Source organism: Mesorhizobium argentiipisi (SeqCode) (assembly GCF_037179585.1).
GTDB lineage: Bacteria > Pseudomonadota > Alphaproteobacteria > Rhizobiales > Rhizobiaceae > Mesorhizobium > Mesorhizobium argentiipisi.
Window position 1 is genome coordinate 240,931 of sequence record NZ_JAPYKO010000006.1, and the last position, 22,995, is coordinate 263,925.

Here is a 22,995-nt window from a genome sequence, read left to right on the forward strand (position 1 = left end):
GGCGCTCTCATCACCGGTTTCGCCAATCGCCAGCGTTGCGGAAAGGGCGCCAAGGCTGCGGCCGCTCCCCTTCTCCCCGTCACTATACGGGGAGAAGGTGCCGATAGGCGGATGAGGGGCGGCGCCAACTTAGAAAATTGGCGGTCTTCACCTTCCTGCGCGGTACTTCAAACCCGGCCCATACCATGAGCGGGCGGCGAACCTCACTCGGCCAGGCCGGTGACAGCGCTCCCCGCAAACAAGGCCGGTCGCTAGCAGCACTTGGCTACACCAAGCCCCAAACCTACGAGGAATTGCGGGCGGTGCTTGCGTCGGGAACCGTGCATTTCCCGAAACGGCTTCGCCAGGTGGCGATCTTCCTCTGGCAGCATCCGAGCGAGGTGGCGCTTGGCACGATCGCGCAGGTGGCGGACCAGGCCGGCGTGCAGCCCTCGACACTGGTGCGTTTCGCGCAGATCTTCGGCTATTCGGGCTTTTCCGATTTCCAGCTCCTGTTCAAGGACCGCATGAAGGGCTCCTGGCCGGATACGCAAGGCAGCCAGGACAAGGCCGCGGAGCCGAACGCGAACCTGCATTTTCTAAATGGCATGGTCGCTGCCTGCCAGGCCTCGCTCGGCCGCATCGGCAATGATTTCGATATCGCCGCGTTCGAGACGATGGTCGATCATCTGGCGGCGGCCGAACTGATCTATGTCATCGGCAGCAAGCGCGCCTTCCCCGTCACCACCTATCTGTCACTCACGCTGTCGCAGCAGGGCGTGCGCAACGTCCTGGTCGACAACGTCGGCTCGACTGCGCTCGATCAGGTCGGCTGCATCACGCCGCGCGACGCAGTGCTTGCCGTCTCCTTCAGCCCCTACAACTCGATCACGCCCGACCTCGTCGCCGTCGCGCATGAGCGCAAGGCGCGCATTCTCACCATCACCGACAGCACCTTTTCGCCGCTGGCAAAACTCTCCGACACCTGGCTTGAAGTGGTCGAGCAGGACTTTGGCGGTTTCCGCTCGCTTGCCGCCTCGCTTGCGGTGGGCATGGCCTTGGTCCACGGCGTCGTCGCGCAGCGGACAGGCTGATAAGAGCAATTCCAGGAAAGGTGTGAGCGGTTTTCCGTCCGGAATCGCGAAACACAAGGAGATAGAGCGGTTCACCGGTTCCATGAAAACGGTGAACCGCTCTAGCACGATTGACTAAAGAGAACCGTCGTTCCATATTTGAAAAAATGGAAACTTTGTTCCGGAGGAGGAATGGAGGTTCGTCTCGACGGCAAGGTGGTGCTGGTCACCGGCGCAACGCAAGGCATCGGCCGGGCGATCGCCGAGATAGCCGCGCGTTCCGGCGCCGCCGGCCTGCTGATCACCGGGCGGGACCAGAAGCGCGGCAACGCTGCCGCGGCAGAACTCTCGGCCATGGGCACCGCTGCTGCCTTCGCTTCCGCCGACCTTGGTGATCCGGAAACCCCGGCGCGACTGGCGCAAGCCTGCATCGAACGTTTTGGTCGCATCGACAGCCTGGTCAACGCCGCCGGCCTGACCGATCGCGCTTCCTTCGTGGACGCCAGCCTCGACGATTGGGCATCGCTGTTTGCCGTCAACGCCCGCGCGCCCTTCTTCCTGATGCAGGCGGCAATCGCCGATATGAAGAAACGCGGACAGGGCGGCTCGATCGTCAACATCCTGTCGATCAACGCGCATTGCGGCTCGCCGGAACTCGCAGTCTATTCCGCCACCAAGGGTGCGCTGGCGACGCTGACCAGGAACGCCGCCAATGCTCATCGCTTCGACCGTATCCGCGTCAACGGCATCAATGTCGGCTGGACCGACACGCCGGCCGAGCGCGTCATGCAGGCCGAGACGCTCGGCCAGGGTCCGGGCTGGCTCGATGCGGCCAATGCGACGCAGCCCTTCGGCCGGCTTTTCTCCGTGACCGACATAGCCAATCTCGCCGTCTTCCTGCTTTCCGACGCGGCAGGCCCCATGACGGGGGCGCTGATCGACCAGGAGCAATGGGTGATCGGAGCCAATCGGTGAGCGCCGAGAACCTCGGTCCTGCCCTGCTCGGCCGATTGCCGTCGGAGGTCCGCAAGCCGGCTTACGATCGCGCCGCGCTGAAGCCTGGGATCGCCCATATCGGCCTCGGCGCCTTCCACCGCTGCCACCAGGCTGAATACACCGACGACCTCCTGGCGAAGGATTTCGACCGCTGGGGACTGGTCGGCATCAATATCCGCCCTCCCCTGCTGGTCGACACGTTGGGACGCCAGGACGGCCTCTACACACGGCTGATCCGCCAGAACGATGAAGTCGAAGCGCGCGTCATCGGCAGTATCGTTCGCGTCGTCGACAGCCAGGACAGCGCGGCGCCGGCGCTGGATGTACTCGCCTCGCCCGACATCGAGACGGTCACCATGACGGTGACGGAGAAAGGCTATTGCCACATTCCGTCGAGCGGCGCGCTCGACCTCGACCATCCCGATATCGTCTACGATCTCGCCAACCCCGAGACGCCGCGCAGTGTGCCCGGTGTCCTGGCGCGCGCGCTGGAACTGCGCATGGCCACGCATAGCCGGCCGGTGACGCTGTTGTCCTGCGACAACATCCAGACCAACGGCATCATCCTCGGCAATGTCGTACGCGCATTCGCCGAACGGCGCGGCAGGAAGCTGGCGGACTGGATCGAAGCCAATGTCGCCTTCCCTTCGGCCATGGTCGACCGCATCGCGCCGGCGACGACCAAGGTCGATATCGACACCGTCGAGCGGCGCTTCGGCTATCGCGACGGCGCCGTCGTCGTCGGCGAGCGCTTCCGCCAATGGGTGATCGAGAACCGCTTCGCCGGCCGCGTCCCGCGCTGGGATCTCGTTGGCGCGACCTTCGTCGACGATGTCACGCCATTCGAGCACCTCAAGATGCGGGTGCTGAACGGTGCCCAGACGACGCTCAGTTATCTCGGGGTTTTGGGCGGCTTCGAACACACGTTCGAGACGATGGCCGACCCGCTTCTGGCCCGTTTCGTTCGACGCATGCTGACGGAGGAAACGCTGCCGACGCTGATGCCCGTGCCCGGCATAGCGCCGGCCGCCTATGTCGAGCGGAGCCTGTCGCGCCTCACCAACACGGCGATCCGCCATCGCAACCACCAGATCGCCACCGACGGGTCGCAGAAGATCGTGCAGCGCCTGCTCAACCCGATCCGCGATCGGCTGGCGAAGGGCGAGGGCATTGCGCTCCTGTCAGTGCCGGTCGCCGGCTGGATGGCCTATCTGATCAAAGCTTCCGCCCGCTTCGGCCGCGCCTGGCAGGTGTCCGATCCGTTTGCCGACAAGATCGCCGCCATCGCCGACCGCATCGGTACGGACAGCAAAGCGCTCGTCGATTCGATCCTCGCCGTCGACGCTATCTTCGACCCGTCCTTGGCCGCAAACGCGACGTTCCGGGCGCATATCATCGCCGCGCTCGATGGTTTGCTCTCGAACGATCCTATGGGCTTTGTCGGACAGGTCTGCGCTGGGCCAACCGATGCGCGGTTGAAGCAGTCGGCGCGATCTGCATAGTTAGCAACCGGGAGGGATCATGAAGCTTGGACTGCTGACAGCACCGTTTCCGGATACGCCGCTCGGCGAAGTCGCCGATTGGGCGCGCTCGGCCGGCTTCGAGGCGCTGGAAATCGCCTGCTGGCCGAAGACCTCCGGCGCCAGCCGTCGCTATGCCGGCACCAGCCATATCGACGTGGACGTCTCGGCCGCTGAGGCCAAGGACATCGCCACCGAGCTTGCCGGCAAGGGCCTGGCTATCTCGGGTCTCGGCTTCTATCCCAATCCGCTCCATCCCGACCGGGCGCATCGCGAAGCGGTGATCGACCATCTGAAGAAGGTGATTGTGCTGGCGAGCCGCATGGGCGTGCCGCTCGTCAACACTTTCTGCGGCGGCGACGCTTCGAAGAACGTCGACACCAACTGGGAGGATGCGCAGAAAATCTGGCCGGCGATCATCGCCCATGCCCGCGAGCATGGCGTGAAGCTCGCTTTCGAGAACTGCCCGATGATCTTCAGCTATGACGAATGGCCGGGCGGACACAACATCGCCTACTCGCCCTATGTCTGGCGCCGCATCCTCGAGGCCTGGGGCGGCGATGTCGGCATGAACTTCGATCCCTCGCATCTCGTCTGGCAGATGATCGACAAGGAGCGCTTCATCCGCGAGTTCGGCAAGAACATGCTGCATGTGCATGCCAAGGACCTGATGATTGATCATGATGGTTTGTACGAGCGCGGAATCCTTTCGGCTGGCATAGGCTGGCAGGTGCCGCGCATGCCGGGGCTTGGGGACATCGACTGGAGCAGGATTTTTTCGGGCCTCTACCGGGCCGGCTATGACGGGCCGGTCATCATCGAGCATGAGGACCGGCGCTTCGAGGGGACGGACGAAAAGGTCAAGCGCGGTTTCCTGCTGGCCCGCGACGTGCTGCGTCCCTTCATCAAATGACGAAAAGCTTGGCTCCGACTGAATCAGAGCCTAGAACCGAACTGAAAAGATCAATGTGGAGGAGTACTGAAATGAAAAGACATCTGACCGTGGCCTCGCTCCTTGCCGGCGCCGCGCTGCTTGCCTCGGCGGGCGGCTCGGCCGCCGCCGGCAAGTACACGATCGGCATTTCCAACACCGTACAGGGCAATGGCTGGCGCGAGGAAATGATCTGCGCGATGAAGGCGCAGGCGCTCGCATCCGGCGAGGTGGGGAAGCTCAATATCGCCCATCGCAACACCGATGCCGCCGGCCAGCTCGAGGACATCCGCAACCTGATCAGCGCCAAGGTCGACGCCATCGTCGTCAACCCGGCCGATCCTGCCGGCATCAAGGCCGGCCTCGAGGAAGCCACCAAGGCCGGCATCGTCGTCGTCGCCGTCGACCAGGCGGTGACCGAGCCGTCCGCCTACATCATCTCCAACAACCAGGAGCAGTACGCCTATCTCGGCGCCAAGTGGCTGTTCCAGCAGATGGGCGGCAAGGGCGAGGTGCTCTACATGCGCGGCGCCGCCGGCGCTTCGGCCGACTCTGACCGCGACAAAGGCTTCAAGAAGGCGCTGGCCGAATTCCCCGACGTCAAGGTCGCTCAGGAAGTTTTCACCGGCTGGCAGCAGGACCAGGCCAAGCAGCAGATACTGTCCTTCCTCGCCACCGGCACGCCGATCAACGGCATCTGGACCTCCGGCATCGACAACGTCATCGTCGATGCGCTGGTCGAGCAGCAAGCGCCGATGGTGCCGGTCGTGGGCGCCGACAATGCCGGCTTCGTCGGTCAGTTGAGCTCGGTCAAGGGCCTGGTGGGTGCGGCCGTCACCAATCCCGGCTCGATCGGCGGCGCCGGCGTGACGCTGGCGCTCCAGATCCTCGACGGCAAGAAACCGGCGCAGCAGACCGTTCGGGTCGAACCGCAGCTTTGGGAAAACGCCACGGAGGAAGGCAAGGCCAAGCTGAAGAGCGTCGTCGATCCCTCGCTCAGCCCCGAATGGCCGGTCTCGATCTCGATCCCGGACTGGACGACCTACACCAAGGACCAGATCATCGCCTGCAAGGGCCCCGGCGAATAGGAGACGAGACGCCCTTCTGCCTTCTCCCCTCGTGGGAGAAGGTGGATCGGCGCGATAGCGCCGAGACGGATGAGGGGTGTTCCAGGGAACGCCAATGTCTCCCTCCGCTGGAGCACCCCTCATCCGTCGCCTTCGGCGACACCTTCTCCCACAAGGGGAGAAGATGAGGTCAGCCGCGGCCTGCATCAGTTTTTGGAACGAGAACCCCACGATTTGACAACAAACCCATTGCCGCAAAGCCCCCTCCTCGACGCCACAGGCGTGACGAAGAACTACGGCGCGGTTGCCGCGCTGCGCAACGCTTCGCTGTCCGTATTGCCGGGTGAAGTGCATGCGCTGATGGGCGCCAACGGCGCCGGCAAGTCCACGCTGGTGAAGATCCTGACCGGTGCGATCAAGGCGGATGCCGGACGCATCCTGATCCGCCGCCAGCAGCTCGATGTCCGCTCGCCCGCCGACGCCCGTCGTGCCGGAATGCTGCCGGTCTACCAGGAACCGGCGCTGATCCCCGATCTCGATGTCCTGTCCAACCTGCGGCTCACCGGCACGCCGGTCGAGCCCTTCCGCGCCTGGGTGCGCGAGCTCGGTATTCCCGACCTCGATATCCGCGAGACGGCCCGCCATATCCCTTTGGCCACCCTGCGCGTGCTCGATCTCGCCCGCGCGCTCGCCGTCGAACCCGACGTGCTTCTGCTCGACGAGATGACCGCGGCTCTGCCGGCGAACCTTGCCGAGAAGGTGCTGGAAGTCGTGCGCCGCCAGGGCGACGCCGGCCGCTCCGTCATCTTCATCTCGCACCGTTTCGTCGAGATCTCCGCGCTCTGCGATCGCGCGACCGTGCTGCGCGACGGCGCAACCGTCGGTGTCGTCGACATCGAACCGGGCGTTGAGGAAAGAATAGTCGAAATGATGCTCGGCACACGCATCGAAAAGACGCGCGTCGCCGCGCGCGCGGCGAATGAGGTGGCGGTTGCCCGCGGCGGTCGTCCGCGATTGTCGGTCCGTAACCTGCAGCTTGGCACCAAGCTCAACGACGTCTCCTTCGATCTCGCCAATGGCGAGGTCGTCGGCGTCTTTGCGCTCGAGGGACAGGGGCAGGACGAGCTCTTCGCCGCGCTTGCCGGGTCGATCCGTCCGACAGGCGGCACCATCGACGTCGATGGCGCGCCGGTCAAATTCTCGCATCCGGGCGACGCCATCCAGGCCGGCATCGCCTATGTGCCGGGCGACCGCGCCGAGGCTTTGGCCATGCAGCGTTCGGTGCGTGAGAACATCGCGCTGCCCTTCAGCGCGGCGCCGCGCAAATGGGGGCCGATCCGCATGCGCCGGGAGCAGGTGGTGGTTTCCAGCGCCATCGGCAGGTTGCAGATCGATACCCGCGCGCAGGGCGAAGTGCAGCGCCTGTCCGGCGGCAACCAGCAAAAGGTGACCATCGCCCGCTGGATCGCGGCCAACGCCCGCACCATCCTTTGCTTCGACCCGACGCGCGGCATCGATGTCGGCACCAAGCAGGAGATCTACAAGCTGCTGCGCGAGCTTGCCGGCCAGGGCAAGTCGGTGCTGTTCTACACATCCGAGATAGAAGAGGTGCAGCGTGTCTGCGACCGCGTCATCGTCATCTTCGGCGGCCGCGTCGTCGACACTTTCCCGGTGGAAGAAGCCGACGAAGCGGCGTTGATGCGGGCCGCCTACGGCCTGCCGCGCGGAGCCAAGGCGGATGTCGGCATCCTTGCCGAGATCAAACCCGGTTCCAGCGCGGAGGCCGCGTCATGAGCCGCTTTCTCCGCAACCAGGGCTGGGTCGCAGGCCTCTTCGCCCTGCTGATCTTCCTCTTCGTCGTCACCAAGCTCATCCAGCCGGGCTATGGCAGCGGCGACTTTGGTTCGTTGGCGCGGGCGGTTCTGCCTTACGGCTTCGCGGTCGCGGCCCAGACAGTCGTTGTCATCGCCGGCGGCATAGACCTGTCGGTCGCCGCCATGATGGCGCTGACCAGCGTGACCGCCGCCTCGATGATGAACGGCGCCAGCGAGGAATATGCCTTGTTCGTCGTGCCCTTCGTGCTGGCCATGGGGCTGGTGCTCGGCGCTCTGAACGGCGTCCTCATCGTCGTCACGCGGGTGCCCGACATCGTCGTCACCTTGGCCATGCTGTTCGTGCTTCAAGGCGCGGCGCTGCTGGTGCTTGGTGCTCCCGGCGGCGCCGCCGCCGAGTGGCTGAAGGCAAGCGTCATCGGCACCGCGCCGATCCCCGGCCTGCCGGATTGGGCCGACGCCTGGGTTCCAAAGGCGCTGGCGCTGCTCGTCGTCTGCCTCTGCATCGTGTGGATTCCGCTCAGGCGCTCGCGGCTTGGCCTCTCCATCTACGCCATCGGCAGCGACGAGCTCGCCGCCTTCCGCAGCGGCGTGCCGGTGGCGCGCACCAGGATCGTCGCCTATGCGCTCTCCGGCCTGTTCGCCGCGCTCGGCGGCCTTTCGCTCACCATCAGCACCGGCATCGGCGCGCCCATCCCCGGGCCTTATCTGCTCGCCAGCGTCGCCGCCGTGGTGCTGGGCGGCGTTGCGCTCGGCGGCGGCAAGGGCGGCCTGCTCGGGCCGATCATCGCCGTCTTCGTGCTGAGGCTGGTGCGCACCGACCTGACGCTTCTGGCCATCGATCCGAACGTCACCGCGATCATAGAAGGCGCGATCATGGTCGCGGTCGTCATGTTCGGCGCCTTCATCACCATGCGGAGCCGCCCGGCAGGAGCAACGCCATGACCGACATCGCGACCATGCCTCGGCCTGTTTCATTCGGCCGCCGCCTGAAGCGCTTTATGGCGGACCGGCCGCTCATTCCGCTGATCATCCTTTTGATCGTTCTCGTGGTGATCCTGCAGATCCTGCGCCCCGGCATCGTCAACGAGCGCTGGATCGCCAACACGGCGAAATTCGCCATCCCGCTGGCGATCCTCGCCGGCTGCCAGACCATGACGATGCTGACCGGCGGCATCGATCTCTCCGTCGGCACGGTGGCGACGATGAGCGCCTTCATCATGGCGACGCAGATCGTCAACCAGGATCCGACGGTGGCTTTCCTGCTGGCCATGCTGCCCGCCGTGCTGATCGGCCTCGTCAACGGCATCGGCGTCGGCGTGTTTCGGGTGCATCCGCTGATCATGACGCTCGGCACCAGCCTGATCGGCACCGGCTTCCTGCAGGTCTACCAGCGCACCGTGATCGCGTCCGGCGCCAGGATTCCCGATTTCCTCAACTGGCTGGGCACCGGCCTCACCTACGGCGTTCCCAACGCGCTTCTCCTGTTCGTGCCGGTGGCGGTGCTGATCGTCTTCATGCTGAACCGCACCGGCTTCGGCCGTCTGCTCTATGCCGTCGGCGACAATGAACGCGCCGCGCGCCTGTCAGGCGTCCGCTACTGGCAGGTGATCACCGCGCTCTACGTCCTCTCCAGCCTGCTCGCCGGCATCACCGGCTTGCTCTATATCGGCCTGATCAAGGCGCCCTCGCTCTCGCTCGCCGAACCGCTGGTGCTGCCTTCGGTGGCTGCCGCCGTCATCGGCGGCACCTCGATCTTCGGCGGCCGCGGCGGCTATACGGGCACCATCATCGGCGCGCTGATCCTGACCGTGCTGACGACGCTGCTCACCATCCTGCAGATGCCCGAAGGCGGCCGCCGCATCCTGTTCGGCTTCATCGTGCTGTTCGTGACGGCGGCGTATTTGAGGATCATCGAGGATCGATAAAACGGGCCGCGACGGGCACAGCTCACTCAGCCGCTTGCACCTGGCGGGCTTCGATGATCGCCCTGATCTCCGAGCGGCATGAGCCGCAATTGGTGCCCGCGCGCAGTGTCAAGCCGATCGCTTCGAGGCTGTCGCATCCGGCGGCCACGGCCGACGCAAGCTGATTGGCGCCGACGTGGAAGCAGGCGCACACGACGCGCCCGATGGCCGGCATCGGCACCGACGAGCGGCCTGACAACAGCGCGTGCCGGTCTGCAGCCGACAGCGGCTGGCGCGTGGCGAGCAACGACACCAGCCAGTCCCGCATGGGCAGCTGGTCCGGGGCGGCGACCAGCAAGGCTTCGGCCATGGCCCCGCCTTCGTCGATCGCAGCGGCACGATAGGCGAGCCCGCGACGGTCGGTGTATTCCAGGAGCTGATCCCGTCGCTGGGCGCCGAGCAGCTTGCGCGCCAGCAGAATGCCTTGGTCCGGCGGCTCGGTCCCGGTGAGTTCGTAGACCCATCCGCCCTCGACTGCATGCCGGCTCCAATGGACGAAACCCGTTGGCCTGAGATCGCGCCGTGTGATGAGCACGCCGGCCCAGCCGGTGTCTTCCCGCACGATCCTGACGGGGACATGCTTGAGCTCCGGCTGGCCGGAATGCGGATCGGTGACCGGCGAGGACAACAGGCCGGCTGCTGCCCTGGCCGCGAACTGGCCGCTCCAATGCATGGGCATGAAGGCTTGGCCGCGCCGCTGTGCGTCGGCCACACGCACCCTCGCGCGAGCGAAGCCGAAGCGGGTTGAAAGATGAGCGAGGTCGCCATCCTTGAGCTGATGCGCCGCCGCGTCCGCCGGATTAAGGTCGACTGCGGGCTCCGGCGCGTTCGCCATCAAACGCGGCACGTTTCCGGTGCGCGTCATCGTGTGCCACTGGTCGCGCAGCCGGCCGGTGTTCAAGGCAAGCGGATAGTCCGCGTCGACCGTGAAGGCCGTCGCCTCCTGCCGCACCGGCACGAAACGCGCGCGGCCGTCTTGTGTTGGGAAACGACCGTCGGAGAAAAGTCTCGTCTGCTGCTCGCATCGCTCCGACGCGGGCCAATGGCGCGGCGCGAAGGCGGAATAATCTTCATCGCTGAGATCAGCCACGCCGCCAAGGTCGAACAGGCGCTTGCCGTCGTTCTCGAAGGCGGACAGCGCTGCATGCTCGCGGAAAATCGCGGCTGGCGTCTGGTAGGCGAAGGCGTCGCCAAAGCCCATGCGCGCGGCGACCTCGCAGATGATGCGCCAGTCGGCTTTCGCTTCGCCGGGCGGCGGCAGGAACGGCCGCTGGCGCGAGAGGCGCCGTTCCGAATTGGTGACGGTGCCATCCTTCTCGCCCCAGGCGGCCGCCGGCAGCAGCACGTCGGCATAGCGCGTGGTGTCGGTGCGGGTCACATCCGAGACCGCGAGGAAATCGCATTTGGACAATGCAGTGCGCACACGCGAAGCGTCGGGCATCGAGACGGCGGGATTGGTGCCCATGATCCACAAGGCCTTGATGCGGCCGTCGGCGACCGCCTGGAACATGTCCACAGCCTTTAGGCCGCCGCGCCGGGCGATGTTCGGCGCATTCCAGAAGCGGGAGACCCGGTCGACACTGGCCTCGTCCGCGAAATCCATATGCGCGGCAAGCTGGTTGGCCAGACCGCCGACCTCGCGGCCGCCCATGGCATTCGGCTGCCCCGTGACCGAGAACGGCCCCGTGCCGGGCTTGCCGATGCGGCCGGTGGCGAGATGGCAGTTGATGATGGCGTTGACCTTGTCGGTTCCATGCGCCGACTGGTTGACGCCCTGGCTGTAGACGGTGACCGTCCGCTCGGTCTCGGCGAAGAGATCGTAGAAGGCCTGGACATCCGCTGCCGCCAGCCCGCAGCCCTTTGCCACGCGCGCGACCGACGGCGCATCGGCACCGGCCAAGGACGCTGCGGCATCAAAGCCCGAGGTACTCTCGCGGATAAAATCAGGATCGATCTTCCCGGCCTGCATGAGATGCGCAAGCAGCCCGTTGAACAGCAGCACATCCGTGCCCGGCTCGAGCGCCAGGTGCAGGTCGCATTCGTCGGCGGTTGCGGTGCGGCGCGGGTCGATGACGACGATCCTGGTTCCGCGTTCCTTTCGCGCCGCGAGCATGCGCTGATAGAGAACGGGATGGCACCATGCGGTGTTGGAGCCGGTGAGCACGATGAGATCGGCGCACTCGAAATCCTCATAGACACCGGGAACGAGGTCCTCGCCGAAAGCGCGGCGATGGCCGGCGACGGACGAGGCCATGCAGAGCCGCGAATTGGTGTCGATATTGGCCGAGCCGATGAAGCCCTTCATCAGCTTATTGGCGACGTAATAGTCCTCGGTGAGCAACTGGCCGGAGACATAGAAGGCGACAGAGTCCGGGCCGTGCTCGGCGGCAGCCTGCGAGAATTTCGCGGCCACGAGGTCGAGCGCTTCGTCCCAGCTCGCCGGCTTGCCGAGAATTTCCGGCCGCAGCAAACGGCCTTCGAGGCCGAGCGTCTCGCCAAGGGCGGAACCTTTCGAGCAGAGCCGGCCGAAATTGGCCGGATGATCGGGGTCGCCGCGGACGGTCGTCATACCGTCCGCGGCGACCTCGGCGAGCACGCCGCAGCCCACCCCGCAATAGGGGCAGGCGGTCCTCACCTCGCGTGCTTCTTGCATGCCTCAGGCCGCTTTCGAGGCCAGCGCTTCGAGCGCGATGAACAACCGTTCGCCCTCGACCTTGACCGGGATCGTCCGGACCGAGCCTTCGTCGGCGCCAAGCGCCTTGCCTGTCTCCAGCGAGATCACCCAATTGTGCAACGGGCAGGTCACTGCGGCGCCATGGACGATCCCCTGGCTGAGCGGTCCGCCCTTGTGTGGGCAGTCGTCGTCGATGGCAAAGACCTGGTCGTCCGCAGTGCGGAAGACGGCGATCTTGCCTTGCGGGGTGGCGACGCAGCGCGCGCCGCGCGGCGGGATGTCGGCGATGGAGCCGATGGCGATCCAGTTCATATTGGTCATTCCGCCGCCTCCGCGAACCCGACCGACGCCATCGGCCTGAACTCGTGCTTGTCCTTGCCGGAGACGCGCTCCGACCACGGATCGACCTGCGCGAATTTCTGGCTGAAGACGAAGCGCTCGAAATAGGTTCTGCGCTTCTCGGCATCGTCCAGGATCTGCTTCTTGATCTCGGCCGTGCCGACGCGCTTTGCCCATTTGTAGATGCGCTCCAGATAGCGGGCCTGCTCGCGATACATCTGGACGAGCGCCACGATCACCTCCAGCGCCTCGTCCTCGGTCTTCACCAGGCCCAGCACTTCCGTGCCCTTGATGTCGAGGCCGGCGGCGCCAGCGAAGTGAATTTCGTAGCCAGAATCGACGCACACCACGCCGACATCCTTGCAGGTCGCCTCCGCACAGTTGCGCGGGCATCCCGACACCGCCATCTTCACCTTGGCCGGCGTCCATGAGCCCCACATGAACTTCTCGATGCGGATGCCGAGCCCCGTCGAATCCTGCGTGCCGAAACGGCACCAGTCGGAGCCGACACAGGTCTTCACCGTGCGCAGGCCCTTGGCATAGGCATGGCCGGAGACGAAGCCCGCCTTGCCGAGATCGGCCCATACCGCCGGCAGGTCTTCCTTGCGGATGCCAAGCATGTCGATGCGCTGGCCGCCCGTCACCTTGACCATCGGGATATCGAACTTGTCGACCACGTCGGCGATGGCGCGCAATTCGCCGGCGCTGGTTACCCCGCCCCACATGCGCGGCACCACCGAATAGGTGCCGTCCTTCTGGATGTTGGCGTGCACGCGTTCGTTGATGAAGCGCGACTGGTAGTCGTCGGCATATTGGTCCGGCCAATCGCAGACGAGATAGTAGTTGAGCGCCGGCCGGCATTTGGCGCAGCCGCAGGAGGTCTTCCATTCGAGTTCCTGCATGATGGCGGGGATCGTCTTCAGGCCCTTCACCTTGATCAGTCGCCGCACGTCGTCATGGCCAAGGCTCGTGCAGCCGCACATGGGCTGCACCGCCGCCGGATTGTAGGCCTCGCCCAGCGTGAGCTTCAGCAGCTGCTCGACGAGACCCGTGCACGAGCCGCAGGAGGCCGAGGCCTTGGTGTGGGCGCGCACATCATCGAGGCCGGTCAGCCCCTTCGCCGTGATCGCGCCGGTGATCTTGCCCTTGCAGACGCCGTTGCAGCCGCAGATTTCCGCATCATCCGCCAGTGCCGCAACGGCCGCCAAAGGGTCCGAAGAAACGCCTCCCTGGAACGCCTGGCCGAAGATCAGCGTGTCGCGCATCTCCGATATGTCGGTCGCCTTCTTCTTGAGGTCGTTGAACCAGGCGCCGTCTGCGGTCTCGCCGAACAGCACCGTGCCGATGATGCGGTTGTCCTGCAGCACAACGCGCTTGTAGATGCCGGCGGAGGCGTCGCGCAGGATGATCTCCTCGCGGTCGTCGCCGTCGGCAAAGTCGCCCAGCGAATAAAGGTCGATGCCGGTGACCTTGAGCTTGGTCGGCGTGTCGGAGTGGACGAAGCGCTTGTCCTCGCCATCCGCCAGACTGGCAGCCGCGACGCGGGCCATCTCGTAGAGAGGCGCGACGAGCCCATAGACATGGCCGCCGACCTCGGCGCATTCGCCGAGCGCCATGATCGCGGGGTCGGACGTCTGCATGCGGTCGTCGACGACGATGCCGCGATTGACCTCGAGCCCTGCGTCCTTGGCCAAGGCGCTGTTCGGGCGGATGCCGACCGCCATCACCACCAGTGTTGCCGGGATGATCGTGCCGTCCATCAGCTCGACGCCCTCGACCTTGCCGTTGCCGACAATGGCCTTGGTGTTGGCCTTGGTCATGACCCTGATTCCGCGCGCCTCGACAGCCTTCTGCAAGAGGTAGCCGGCGGCGGGATCGAGTTGACGTTCCATCAGCGTCGGCATGACGTGCAGCACGGTGACGTCCATTCCGCGCTCCTTCAGCCCGGCCGCGGCTTCGAGTCCGAGCAGGCCGCCGCCGATGACGATAGCCTTGGCGCGCGACTGCGCGGCAAGCAGCATGGCGTTGACGTCGTCGAGGTCGCGGTAGCTGAGCACGCCGGGCAAGTCCTTGCCCGGCACCGGAATAATGAAGGGCACCGAGCCGGTGGCGATGACCAGCCTGTCGTAGCTCTCGGTCACGCCGTGGTCCGAGGTGACGGTCTTGGCGTCCCTGTCGATGGCGACGATCCGGTGGCCCTTGTAGAGGGTGATGCCGTGCTTGATGTACCAGCCGTCGCCATGGATGACGATTTCCTCGAACTCCTTCTCGCCCGAAAGCACCGGCGACAGCATGATGCGGTCGTAGTTCACGCGCGGCTCGGCGTTGAAGATGGTCACGGCGTAGCGGTCGGGCGCGGCTTCCAGCAGGTGCTCCAGCATCCTGCCTGGCGCCATGCCGTTGCCGATGATGACAAGTTTCTCGGTCATGTCCGGTCGGCTCCGATCTATTCGGCGGCGTAGGATAGGGACGGGCTCTTGACCTCGGCCGCGCGCTCCATCCGGCGGATGGTGACGTGCATCCAGACCAGGCACGAGACGACAATGAGGAAGAGCAGCATGAAGCAGCTCGACCAGACGCCGGTGAGGTCGTTCAGCGCGCCGAAGGCGATCGGCAGGATGAAGCCGCCGAGCCCGCCGATCATGCCGACTACGCCGCCGACCGCGCCGACGCTCTGCGGATAATAGACGGGGATGTGCTTGTAGACGGCGGCCTTGCCGAGGCTCATGAAGAAGCCGAGCACGCAGGCGACGGCGATGAAGGCGAGCGGGCCGATCTCGACATGGAACGGGATCGGCCCGCTGATGCCGCGCACGACATAGTCTGCCGAGGGGAGAGACAGAGTGAGTGTCGCGACGGCACAGACGCTGAAGGTCCAGTAGAGCACGGTGCGGGCGCCGATGCGGTCGGAAAGCACGCCGCCATAGGCGCGGAAGATGCTCGCGGGGATCGAATAGGCGGCCCCGATCATGCCGGCGGTGGCGATACCGAAGCCGTAGACGCCGATGAGGTAGCGCGGCAGCCAGAGCGACAGCGCCACAAACGCCCCGAAGGAGAAGAAATAGTAGAAGGCGAAGCGCCAGACCTGCAGGTTCTTCAACGGCGCGAATTCCTGCCAGAAGCTTCTTGCGGGCATCGCCTTGCCGGCGCGGCGTTCGCGGATGACCGGATCGTCGCCGGTGGTGAACCAGAAGATGACTGCCATGACGACGAGCGCGGCGGCCCAGACCAGCGCCACCGACTGCCAGCCCCAGGCAAGCAGCACGAGTGGCGCCAGGAACTTGGTGACCGCGGCACCGACATTGCCGACACCGAAAATGCCGAGCGCCGTGCCCTGCTTTCCGGCGGGGAAGAAGCGCGAGACATAGGCGACGCCGACGGCAAAGGAGCCGCCCGCGAGCCCGACGCCAAGTGCGGCCAGCAGCATCTGCTCATAGGTATGCGCGAAAGCGAGCAGGAAGGTCGCGATCGCCGCCGCGAGCATCGTCATGGTATAAACCAGGCGGCCGCCATAGCGGTCTGTCCAGACACCGAGCACCATGCGCACGAGTGAGCCGGTGAGGATCGGCGTGCCGACGAGCAGGCCGAACTCGGTCTCGTTCAGCCCAAGCTCCTGCTTGATGCGCACGCCGATGATGGAAAAGATCGTCCACACAGCGAAACAGACGGTGAAGGCGATGGTGGACATCACGAGCGCCTGCCGGGAAGCATTATCCTGGCTGGGCGCGGCTGGGAGGTTTGCGGTCATCTTGGGCTCCGGTTTGCGGCGTGGGAGGCACCGCGTGTTGTGTTGATCAGAGGCGTGGCATCGGTCAGCGCGGCGAGACCGGGACTTGCGCGGTCACTTGCGGCCCCTTGGCCTCGGTTTCGTGATTGGCTGGAAACAGCAGGAGCGCTGCGATGAACAGCGCCGCCGTCAGCGCGCTGCTCGCCAGGAAATCGCGGCGGGAGAAATCCTTGAGCAATGTTGTTGCGATCCGCTTGGTCATCGTCGTCTCCGGTCCAAAACGAAAAAAGCTGCCGTCCAGGCTCTCGCGTCCGTACATCCGGGATCGCGCATTGACCTGAGCGGCAGCTTTGCCTGTGGCGCCCGCCATTGGACGCCTGTTCCATTGCCCGCGAACGGGCTCGATTATTTCAAAGCAGGAAGCGTGCCAGTTTCGTTCGGAAGCCGAATTTCAAGGAAAATCAACGCAATGGGAGGTTTGCCCTTCGACCGGGCCGAGCGGCGGCGCGGTCAAACATTGATCAATGGCACAAACATGCAGCATAAATTTTGTGCAATGCACAAGATTGGCGCGCAAATAATCAGGCGCGTTTCTGGCCGGCGATGTAGGCGTCGATCCGGTCCGGATCGAAGATCTGGCCGTCGAAAAATCCGTCAGGACCAAGGACAAGACTCGCGCCGGCCGAGCCGACTGGCGTTGCCATCCTCAGCGCGCCCTCCACCTTGGCATTGGCGCCGGGCAAGGCGACGCCAAGCGGCCTCAACGCCGCGCGGTAGAGATCAGGCCGATAGCAGTCGCGGGCGATGGCGAGGTTTTGCGGCGTATGCGGCAATTGCCCCCAGCGCACCATCTGCGTGTAGAACCAGAGCGCATGGCTCTTCCAGGGAAAGTTGGCCGCCTTGTCGAAGGGCAGGAAGAAATCCTCGACACGCCGTGCTGCGCCCCCGCCAAGTTGAAGCTGCCCGGTCAGGGCCGGCAGCTGGATGGCCTCCGGCTGGCCAAGGAAAGCGGGCCTCGCCATCAGCGCCGCCAGGTCGCCACGGTTTGCCGGATCCTGGCACCAGCGGGCGGAGTGATGCAGTGCCCTCAGCAGCGCCGCTAGCGCGTCCGGGTTTTCTTCCGCCCAGGTCTTGCGCACGCCGATCACCTTTTCCGGACTGTTGCGCCACAACAGCGCCTTGACGGTGACGATCTGGCCGGTGCCTGCCGCGACGGCGGCGCTGTTCCAGGGCTCGCCGACGCAATAGCCGTCGATGCGGCCGGTGGCCAATGCGTCGGCCATGAAGGGCGGCGGCACGATGACGATCTCGATGTCGCGGTCGGGATCGATGCCGCAGGCGGCAAGCCAATAGCGCAGCTCGTAATTGTGCCCGGAATGCGGATGCACGACGGCGAAGCGCAAAGGCTCGCGGCCAGCACTCGCTCGCTCGTGGATCAAAGCGCCGAGCGCCGCCCCGGCGCGCGCCGGATCGAGGTCGGGCGACGCGCCATGCGCCGCCATGCCGTCCCACACGGCGTTGGAGACGGTGACGCAATTGCCGCCGAGGCCAAGCGAGAAGGGCACGATGGTCTCCGAGGCAAGCGGCGTGAGGCCGAGGCTGCAGGCGAGCGGCATCGGGCCCAGCATATGCGCTACGTCAAAATGGCCGATGGCGATTCGGTCGCGGATATTGGCCCAGGAGGTCTCGCGCTGCAGCTTGAGCTCGATACCCTCACGCGCGGCAAAGCCCATCTCACCGGCCGCGACCAGGACCGCGCTGTCGAAGAGCGGCATGAAGCCGGCGGTGATTTCGTGCGCCATGCTCATTCGCCCTCCAGCGGTCCCAGCAATCCCGCCGCCGTCACCAGGCTCTGAGCGATATCGGCGATCTTGCGGTTCTGGTTCATGGCGGTCTTGCGCAGCAGCGCATAAGCCGCCTCTTCGCTCAAACCGCGCGACTTCATCAATATGCCCTTGGCCCGGTCGATGACCTTACGGTTCTCGAGCTCGCTGCGCGCCTCCTCCAACTCGCGCGCCATGCGCGAGAAGGCGTTGAAGCGGCTGATCGCCATGTCGAGGATCGGCTTGATGCGTTCCTTCTTCAGCCCGTCGACCACATAGGCAGACACGCCGGCATCCACGGCCGCCTCGATCGAAGCCTGGTCGGAGCGATCGACGAACATGGCGATCGGACGTTTCACGGCGCGCGACAGCTGGAACATGTTCTCCAGCATGTCGCGGTTGGGATTTTCCAGATCGATGACGATGACGTCCGGTTCGATCTCGGCGATGCGCTTGGCAATGCCGGCCACGTCATGGACCACCGTGACTTCGCGATGGCCGGCGTCCCGCAATCCGGCCTCGATGATCGAGGCGCGGATGCGGTTCTCGTCGATAACAAGGATGGTCAACGAACCGGCGGACATGCGTCTATTGTGCAGCCGGATCGAAATTGTGCAATGCAGTAATCCACAGGGATGGTTCCCGGCCGCTTCAGGGCGTGGGCTGCGAAGACGCGCCCAACCCTGCGTTGCGTTACGGGAGGCTGGCGGCCTTTCACTCCTCCTTGAAAGCGCGAGCGAAACTGTCGGCGACCGGCTGGAAGAGATATTCGAGCATGGTTCGCTTGCCGGTGACAACGGAGACGTCCACCGGCATTCCCGGATACAGCTTCACCTGCGGAAGCTTCTTAAGCTCATCGGCGCCCACCTCGACCGTCCCCCGGAAGAAAGTCGCGCCGCTGCGCTCGTCAACCTCTGCGTCAGCCGAAACACGGGTGAGAGCACCCTCCACCGTGGGCGTGGTTCTCTGCTTGTAGGCGACGAGCCGTACCGTCGCCGTCAGACCGGGGCGAACGACATCGATATCCAGCGGCTGAAGCTTGACGTCCAGCACCATCTTGCCCTGGTCGGGAACGAGATCGAGAATAATGCCGCCGGGGGGCACAACTCCGCCCGGCGTGAAGTATCGAAGGTTCATCACCGCCCCATCTTCCGGCGCAACGACATCGCGGCGCGCCGCGCGCGCGTCGGTCTTCTGAAGCGCCTTTTCGAGCTCGGAGCGTTTAGTCTGGACGTCACGAAGGTCCTCAGCCGCCTTCTTGATGTACGAAAGCCGGCCATTGTCGATCTGCGCATTCGCCTCGGCGATCTGCTGTCGCAGGCTTTCTATACTCCCGCGGTTCGAGTCACCCTCTCCTTGCGCGGCAATGATCTGCCGTTCCAGCTGGAGCACGCGAGACTTCACCCCATAGCCTTTATTGAGCAGTGTGCGGGCGTCCGCCAGCTCTTCCCGCAGAGACGGCAACTGGATCTCGAACGCCGCGACGCGCGCGGCGAGCGCCGACATCTGGGCCTGGTACTGGGCGATCCGCTGCTGCCAGACCTCGACCTCCGAGGCCTGCACCTTGGCCTGGTCCCGGAAAATGCGCTCCTGTCCGGCCATGGCCTCGACGACGGCCGGTTCGCTGCGCCGGGCAGACAGGTCTGCCGGGAATGGAATCGTGCTCAGGCCGTCGCGCTGCGCGAGCAGGCGGGCTTCGCCGGCGAGCGCGGAATCGAGTTCGCCACGCACGGCATCGCGATCGGATTCCGCGTCTAGCCCGTCGAGACGGACCAGTATCTGGCCCTTCTTGACCAGGTCTCCCTCCCGAACCAGGATTTCCCGGATGATGCCGCCCTCCAGGTGCTGTATGGTCTTGCGATTGCTGTCGACCTTCACCACCCCGGGCGCGACTGCCGCGCTCGTCAACGGCGCGGTGGCTGCCCAGAGGCCGAAGCCGCCGAACAGCAGGCCGATGACGATCAGGCCGCCGAAGACATGGGCGCTCACTGCCGGCCGGGCGGGCGGTTGCGGGGGTATTTTCAACGACAGCGCGGCTTCGGTCACGACCCGGTCCTTTCGGAACTGACGACCCGGACCTGCGGTGCCGCCGACTGCTGCTCGGGACGGCGCAATTGCGCAAGCACGCCGTCGCGCGGGCCGAACATTTGCGGCTGGCCATCGTTCAGCACCAGGACGCAATCGACGTTCACCATCAGTGACGGGCGGTGGGCGACGATTACCACGGTCGAACCTGCCTCCTTCATCGCGGCAATCGCCTGGTTCAGGGCTTCCTCGCCGACGGCATCGAGATTGGAGTTCGGCTCGTCCAGCACCACCAGCGCCGGACGGCGGTAGAGCGCCCTGGCAAGGCCAATGCGCTGGCGCTGCCCACCGGAGAGCACGGAACCCTGTTCGCCGATCTCGGTATCATAGCCGTTCGGGAGCCTGAGGATCATCTCATGCACGCCGGCCATCTGGGCGGCGGCCACGATCTCGGCCGGATCGCCTTGTTCCATGCGGGCGATGTTCTCGCGGATGGTGCCGGGAAAGAGTTCGACGTCCTGGGGGAGGTAGCCGACATATGAGCCGAAGTCGGTTCGGTTCCACGAAAACACGTCGACACCGTCGAGCCGAACCCGGCCTTGCTGCGGCGAAAGCATGCCGACGATCAGGCGGGCAAGCGTCGACTTGCCGGCCGCAGACGGCCCGATCACAGCAAGCACCTGGCCCGGCGGCACGACGAAGGAGAGGCTCCTGAGCACGGGCTCCTTGGCGCCGGCTGGCGTGTAAGCGACAGCCTCGACCGAAAGTCGCCCCTGCGGGCGCGGCAATTCCATCCCCGGCGGGCGGAGCGACGGAGCCTCGAACAGCCGGTCTAGCCGGCGCCAGGCCTCGCGCGCGGCGGTGGTCTGCTTCCAGGTGGCGATAGCCTGCTCGACCGGTGCGAGCGCGCGCGACATGATGATCGAGGCCGCGATCATGGCGCCGGGCGAGACTTCGTGGCGCAGCGACAGCCAGGCGCCGAGCCCCAGCACCGCGACCTGCAGGAACATCCGGAACGGCTTGGTGAATGCATTGATCAGGCCTGCCCAGTCGCTGGCGGTCGTCTGCAGCGCGAGCACGGACGCATTAGCCGCATCCCAACGCCGGGCGAGCACCCCGCCCATACCCATCCCGTCAATGACTTCGGCGTTGCGGAAACCGGCATCCGCCGCCTGGTAGGCGCGCGCAGAAGCAGCATTGGCCTGTTTGAGCGTGTTGGCCGTCAGTGCGTTGTTGGCGAGGGCTAGGCCGATCAGAACGATCGCGCCGCCCAGCGCCAGAAGTCCGAGCAGAGGATGCAACAAGAAGATGAAGCCGAGATAGAGCGGCATCCATGGCGCGTCGAACAACGCCATGATGCCGCCGCCGCCAAGATAGCCGCGCAACGTGGCGAGGTCGCGCAGCGCCTCGGTGCGGTAGGAGGAGCCGCGCAACGCGTTCTCAAGCCCGCGGCCCAGTACCTGCGGCGACAGCACGCGGTCGATCCAGGTGCCGAGCTGAACCAGCAGCCGCGAGCGGAAGAATTCGAGCGCGCCCATCGCAGCGAGCGCCGCCGTCGTAATCAGCGTCAGATAGACGAGCGTCTCGACGCTGCGTCCCGTCAGCACGCGATCATAAACCTGCAGCATGTAGATCGAGGTCGAGAGCACGAGCAGGTTGATGACGAAGCTGAACCCCGCCACCGCGGCGAAACCGCCGCGGCAGCGTTGGAGTGCAAGCTTTAGGGGAGAGAGGCCCTGCATCATGTTATCTGCCGCCCTCTGTCATTTTTTCGTGCCTGTCAGGCGTGCAGGTTGAAATCGCTGGCACTGAGCGTGGGGACCCCCATCAAATGGATTTCGATGATGTGGGCTCCACCCGTCACGCTCTCGGCTGAGCTTCCGGTATTGGCATAGACGATCATGTTGCCGCTCCCATCGCTCTGCCATGCGACGGTATGAGCGGCTAGGCTTCCGCTTGAGACCGTGCCGGTTGTGGTCAGGCCAAGGGCATTCGCAAAGTCGATGAAGTCGTGACCCGACGCGCCCGTCCCATGCTGGAAATCGAGAATGGTGTCGAAGGCCGCATGGGTTGCATCGCCCACCGCCTCGAACCGGAAATGATCGTCCCCGGCTCCGCCGCTCAACCAGTCGGCGCCGCCAAGGCCCTTGATCGTATCGCTGCCGCTTCCGCCGAAGATGTAGTCGACGCCGCTGGAGCCTGTCAGCCCGTCGGCGCCGGCACGACCGTCCGCGATGTTGGGATTCGTGCTGCTGAGAACGATTCCGTCGTCTCCGCTTCCGCCGCTGCTGCCGTTGCCGATCCAGACATTGAAGGTTTGCGGCGACGAGGAAGCGGCATGGTTGTCGGTCGCGATGACTGTGAGCGTCCCGGTCAGTGTCTGCCCCGTAGGCACGTTGACAATCAGCGAGCCGTTGCTGGCAACGGAGACCGAGCCGTTGCTGTTGAGGCCGGGCGTGAAAGTGCTCGTGAATGTGACGGTGTCCTGGGCATCGGGATCGGTCGAAACAAACGAGCCTAGGCTCGGAGCCTGTCCATCCGCCGATGGCGCCGAGCTTGGGACGAAAACCGGGGCGCTCGGCGCATGGTTGGTCACGGGTTCGTCGGCACCGTTCACGGTGATGTCGATGACGTGGTCCGTGCCATCTGCCGACGTTACATGGATCTGATCATGCGGATGGTCCGCGGAGTTCAGAGCCTGAACGTTGGCGGCGCCATTGTTGAGCGTATAAACCCAGTTGCCGGCGGCATCGATGGTCAATGACCCGTATGTGCCCGCGATCGGATTGCTGCCATTGTGCACCTGGAACGAACTCTGGCCTGCGTCAGGGTCGTTGACGGTCAGAGCACCGTTTACGGTCAGCACGGCGTCCTCGGTCACCGAACCGCTGCTCGTGCCGGTGATCACCGCCGCGTCGTTGGCGCCGGTGATGGTGACCTGGGCGGTCTGCGCCACCGACGCGCCGTGCTCGTCGACCACGTTGTAGCTCAGGTTGAGCACCGCGTTCTCGCCCTGCTTGAGCGCGTCATAGGCGTTCGGAT

Annotated in this window: 18 protein-coding genes; 8 read left to right on the top strand and 10 right to left on the bottom strand. The window is 65.2% G+C overall.

Going from position 1 to position 22,995, the window contains the following annotated elements:
- The first annotated feature begins 185 nt into the window (after positions 1–185).
- The 8 genes from O7A05_RS12220 to O7A05_RS12255 all read left to right on the top strand — a co-directional run bounded on the left by O7A05_RS12220 (position 186) and on the right by O7A05_RS12255 (position 9,326).
- The gene (locus O7A05_RS12220; protein ID WP_337093351.1) at positions 186–1,073 is read left to right on the top strand and encodes a MurR/RpiR family transcriptional regulator; all 888 of its coding nucleotides are present in this window, start codon (positions 186–188) and stop codon (positions 1,071–1,073) included.
- Between the two features lie 171 nt (positions 1,074–1,244).
- Entirely contained in the window at positions 1,245–2,027 is a 783-nt protein-coding gene (locus O7A05_RS12225) for an SDR family oxidoreductase (RefSeq protein ID WP_337093353.1), read from the top strand.
- Positions 2,003–3,550 (top strand): mannitol dehydrogenase family protein, encoded by a 1,548-nt coding sequence (locus O7A05_RS12230; protein WP_337093354.1) that lies wholly within the window; start codon positions 2,003–2,005, stop codon positions 3,548–3,550. The genes O7A05_RS12225 and O7A05_RS12230 overlap by 25 nt, the downstream gene beginning before the upstream one ends.
- A gap of 19 nt (positions 3,551–3,569) precedes the next feature.
- Positions 3,570–4,481, top strand: coding sequence for a sugar phosphate isomerase/epimerase family protein (locus tag O7A05_RS12235; protein ID WP_337093355.1), 912 nt, complete (start codon positions 3,570–3,572; stop codon positions 4,479–4,481).
- Positions 4,482–4,534: 53 nt separating this feature from the next.
- Positions 4,535–5,587, top strand: a complete 1,053-nt coding sequence (locus O7A05_RS12240; protein WP_415926995.1) for an ABC transporter substrate-binding protein — start codon at positions 4,535–4,537, stop codon at positions 5,585–5,587.
- Positions 5,588–5,815: 228 nt separating this feature from the next.
- Positions 5,816–7,360, top strand: coding sequence for a sugar ABC transporter ATP-binding protein (locus O7A05_RS12245; protein ID WP_337093371.1), 1,545 nt, complete (start codon positions 5,816–5,818; stop codon positions 7,358–7,360).
- The gene (locus tag O7A05_RS12250) at positions 7,357–8,343 is read left to right on the top strand and encodes an ABC transporter permease (RefSeq protein WP_337093358.1); all 987 of its coding nucleotides are present in this window, start codon (positions 7,357–7,359) and stop codon (positions 8,341–8,343) included. The genes O7A05_RS12245 and O7A05_RS12250 overlap by 4 nt, the downstream gene beginning before the upstream one ends.
- Entirely contained in the window at positions 8,340–9,326 is a 987-nt protein-coding gene (locus O7A05_RS12255) for an ABC transporter permease (protein WP_337093359.1), read from the top strand. The genes O7A05_RS12250 and O7A05_RS12255 overlap by 4 nt, the downstream gene beginning before the upstream one ends.
- 22 nt (positions 9,327–9,348) lie before the next feature.
- Here O7A05_RS12255 and O7A05_RS12260 read toward each other — a convergent pair whose 3' ends face one another.
- From O7A05_RS12260 to O7A05_RS12305, 10 genes are all read right to left on the bottom strand, one after another.
- The gene (locus O7A05_RS12260; RefSeq protein ID WP_337093360.1) at positions 9,349–12,018 is read right to left on the bottom strand and encodes a nitrate reductase; all 2,670 of its coding nucleotides are present in this window, start codon (positions 12,016–12,018) and stop codon (positions 9,349–9,351) included.
- A gap of 3 nt (positions 12,019–12,021) precedes the next feature.
- Complete coding sequence (nirD, locus tag O7A05_RS12265) at positions 12,022–12,351, bottom strand: nitrite reductase small subunit NirD (RefSeq protein WP_337093372.1); 330 nt, start codon at positions 12,349–12,351, stop codon at positions 12,022–12,024.
- A gap of 5 nt (positions 12,352–12,356) precedes the next feature.
- On the bottom strand, positions 12,357–14,807 hold the full coding sequence (gene nirB, locus O7A05_RS12270; RefSeq protein ID WP_337093361.1) for a nitrite reductase large subunit NirB: 2,451 nt from the start codon (positions 14,805–14,807) through the stop codon (positions 12,357–12,359).
- A gap of 17 nt (positions 14,808–14,824) precedes the next feature.
- Positions 14,825–16,126, bottom strand: coding sequence for an MFS transporter (locus O7A05_RS12275; protein WP_337093362.1), 1,302 nt, complete (start codon positions 16,124–16,126; stop codon positions 14,825–14,827).
- Between the two features lie 64 nt (positions 16,127–16,190).
- Positions 16,191–16,367 carry a twin-arginine translocation signal domain-containing protein gene (locus tag O7A05_RS12280; protein ID WP_224585511.1) on the bottom strand — a complete coding sequence of 59 codons (177 nt, stop codon included), beginning with the start codon at positions 16,365–16,367 and terminating at the stop codon, positions 16,191–16,193.
- 319 nt (positions 16,368–16,686) lie between these two features.
- Positions 16,687–17,913 (bottom strand): CmpA/NrtA family ABC transporter substrate-binding protein, encoded by a 1,227-nt coding sequence (locus O7A05_RS12285; RefSeq protein WP_337093363.1) that lies wholly within the window; start codon positions 17,911–17,913, stop codon positions 16,687–16,689.
- Complete coding sequence (locus O7A05_RS12290; protein WP_337093364.1) at positions 17,910–18,512, bottom strand: ANTAR domain-containing response regulator; 603 nt, start codon at positions 18,510–18,512, stop codon at positions 17,910–17,912. The genes O7A05_RS12285 and O7A05_RS12290 overlap by 4 nt, the downstream gene beginning before the upstream one ends.
- A gap of 130 nt (positions 18,513–18,642) precedes the next feature.
- The gene (locus tag O7A05_RS12295) at positions 18,643–19,974 is read right to left on the bottom strand and encodes an HlyD family type I secretion periplasmic adaptor subunit (protein WP_337093365.1); all 1,332 of its coding nucleotides are present in this window, start codon (positions 19,972–19,974) and stop codon (positions 18,643–18,645) included.
- Complete coding sequence (locus tag O7A05_RS12300) at positions 19,971–21,698, bottom strand: type I secretion system permease/ATPase (RefSeq protein ID WP_337093366.1); 1,728 nt, start codon at positions 21,696–21,698, stop codon at positions 19,971–19,973. Before O7A05_RS12300 ends, O7A05_RS12295 begins: the two co-directional genes overlap by 4 nt.
- A gap of 35 nt (positions 21,699–21,733) precedes the next feature.
- The coding region (locus tag O7A05_RS12305) for a VCBS domain-containing protein (protein WP_337093367.1) at positions 21,734–22,995 on the bottom strand (1,262 nt) is incomplete at its 5' end.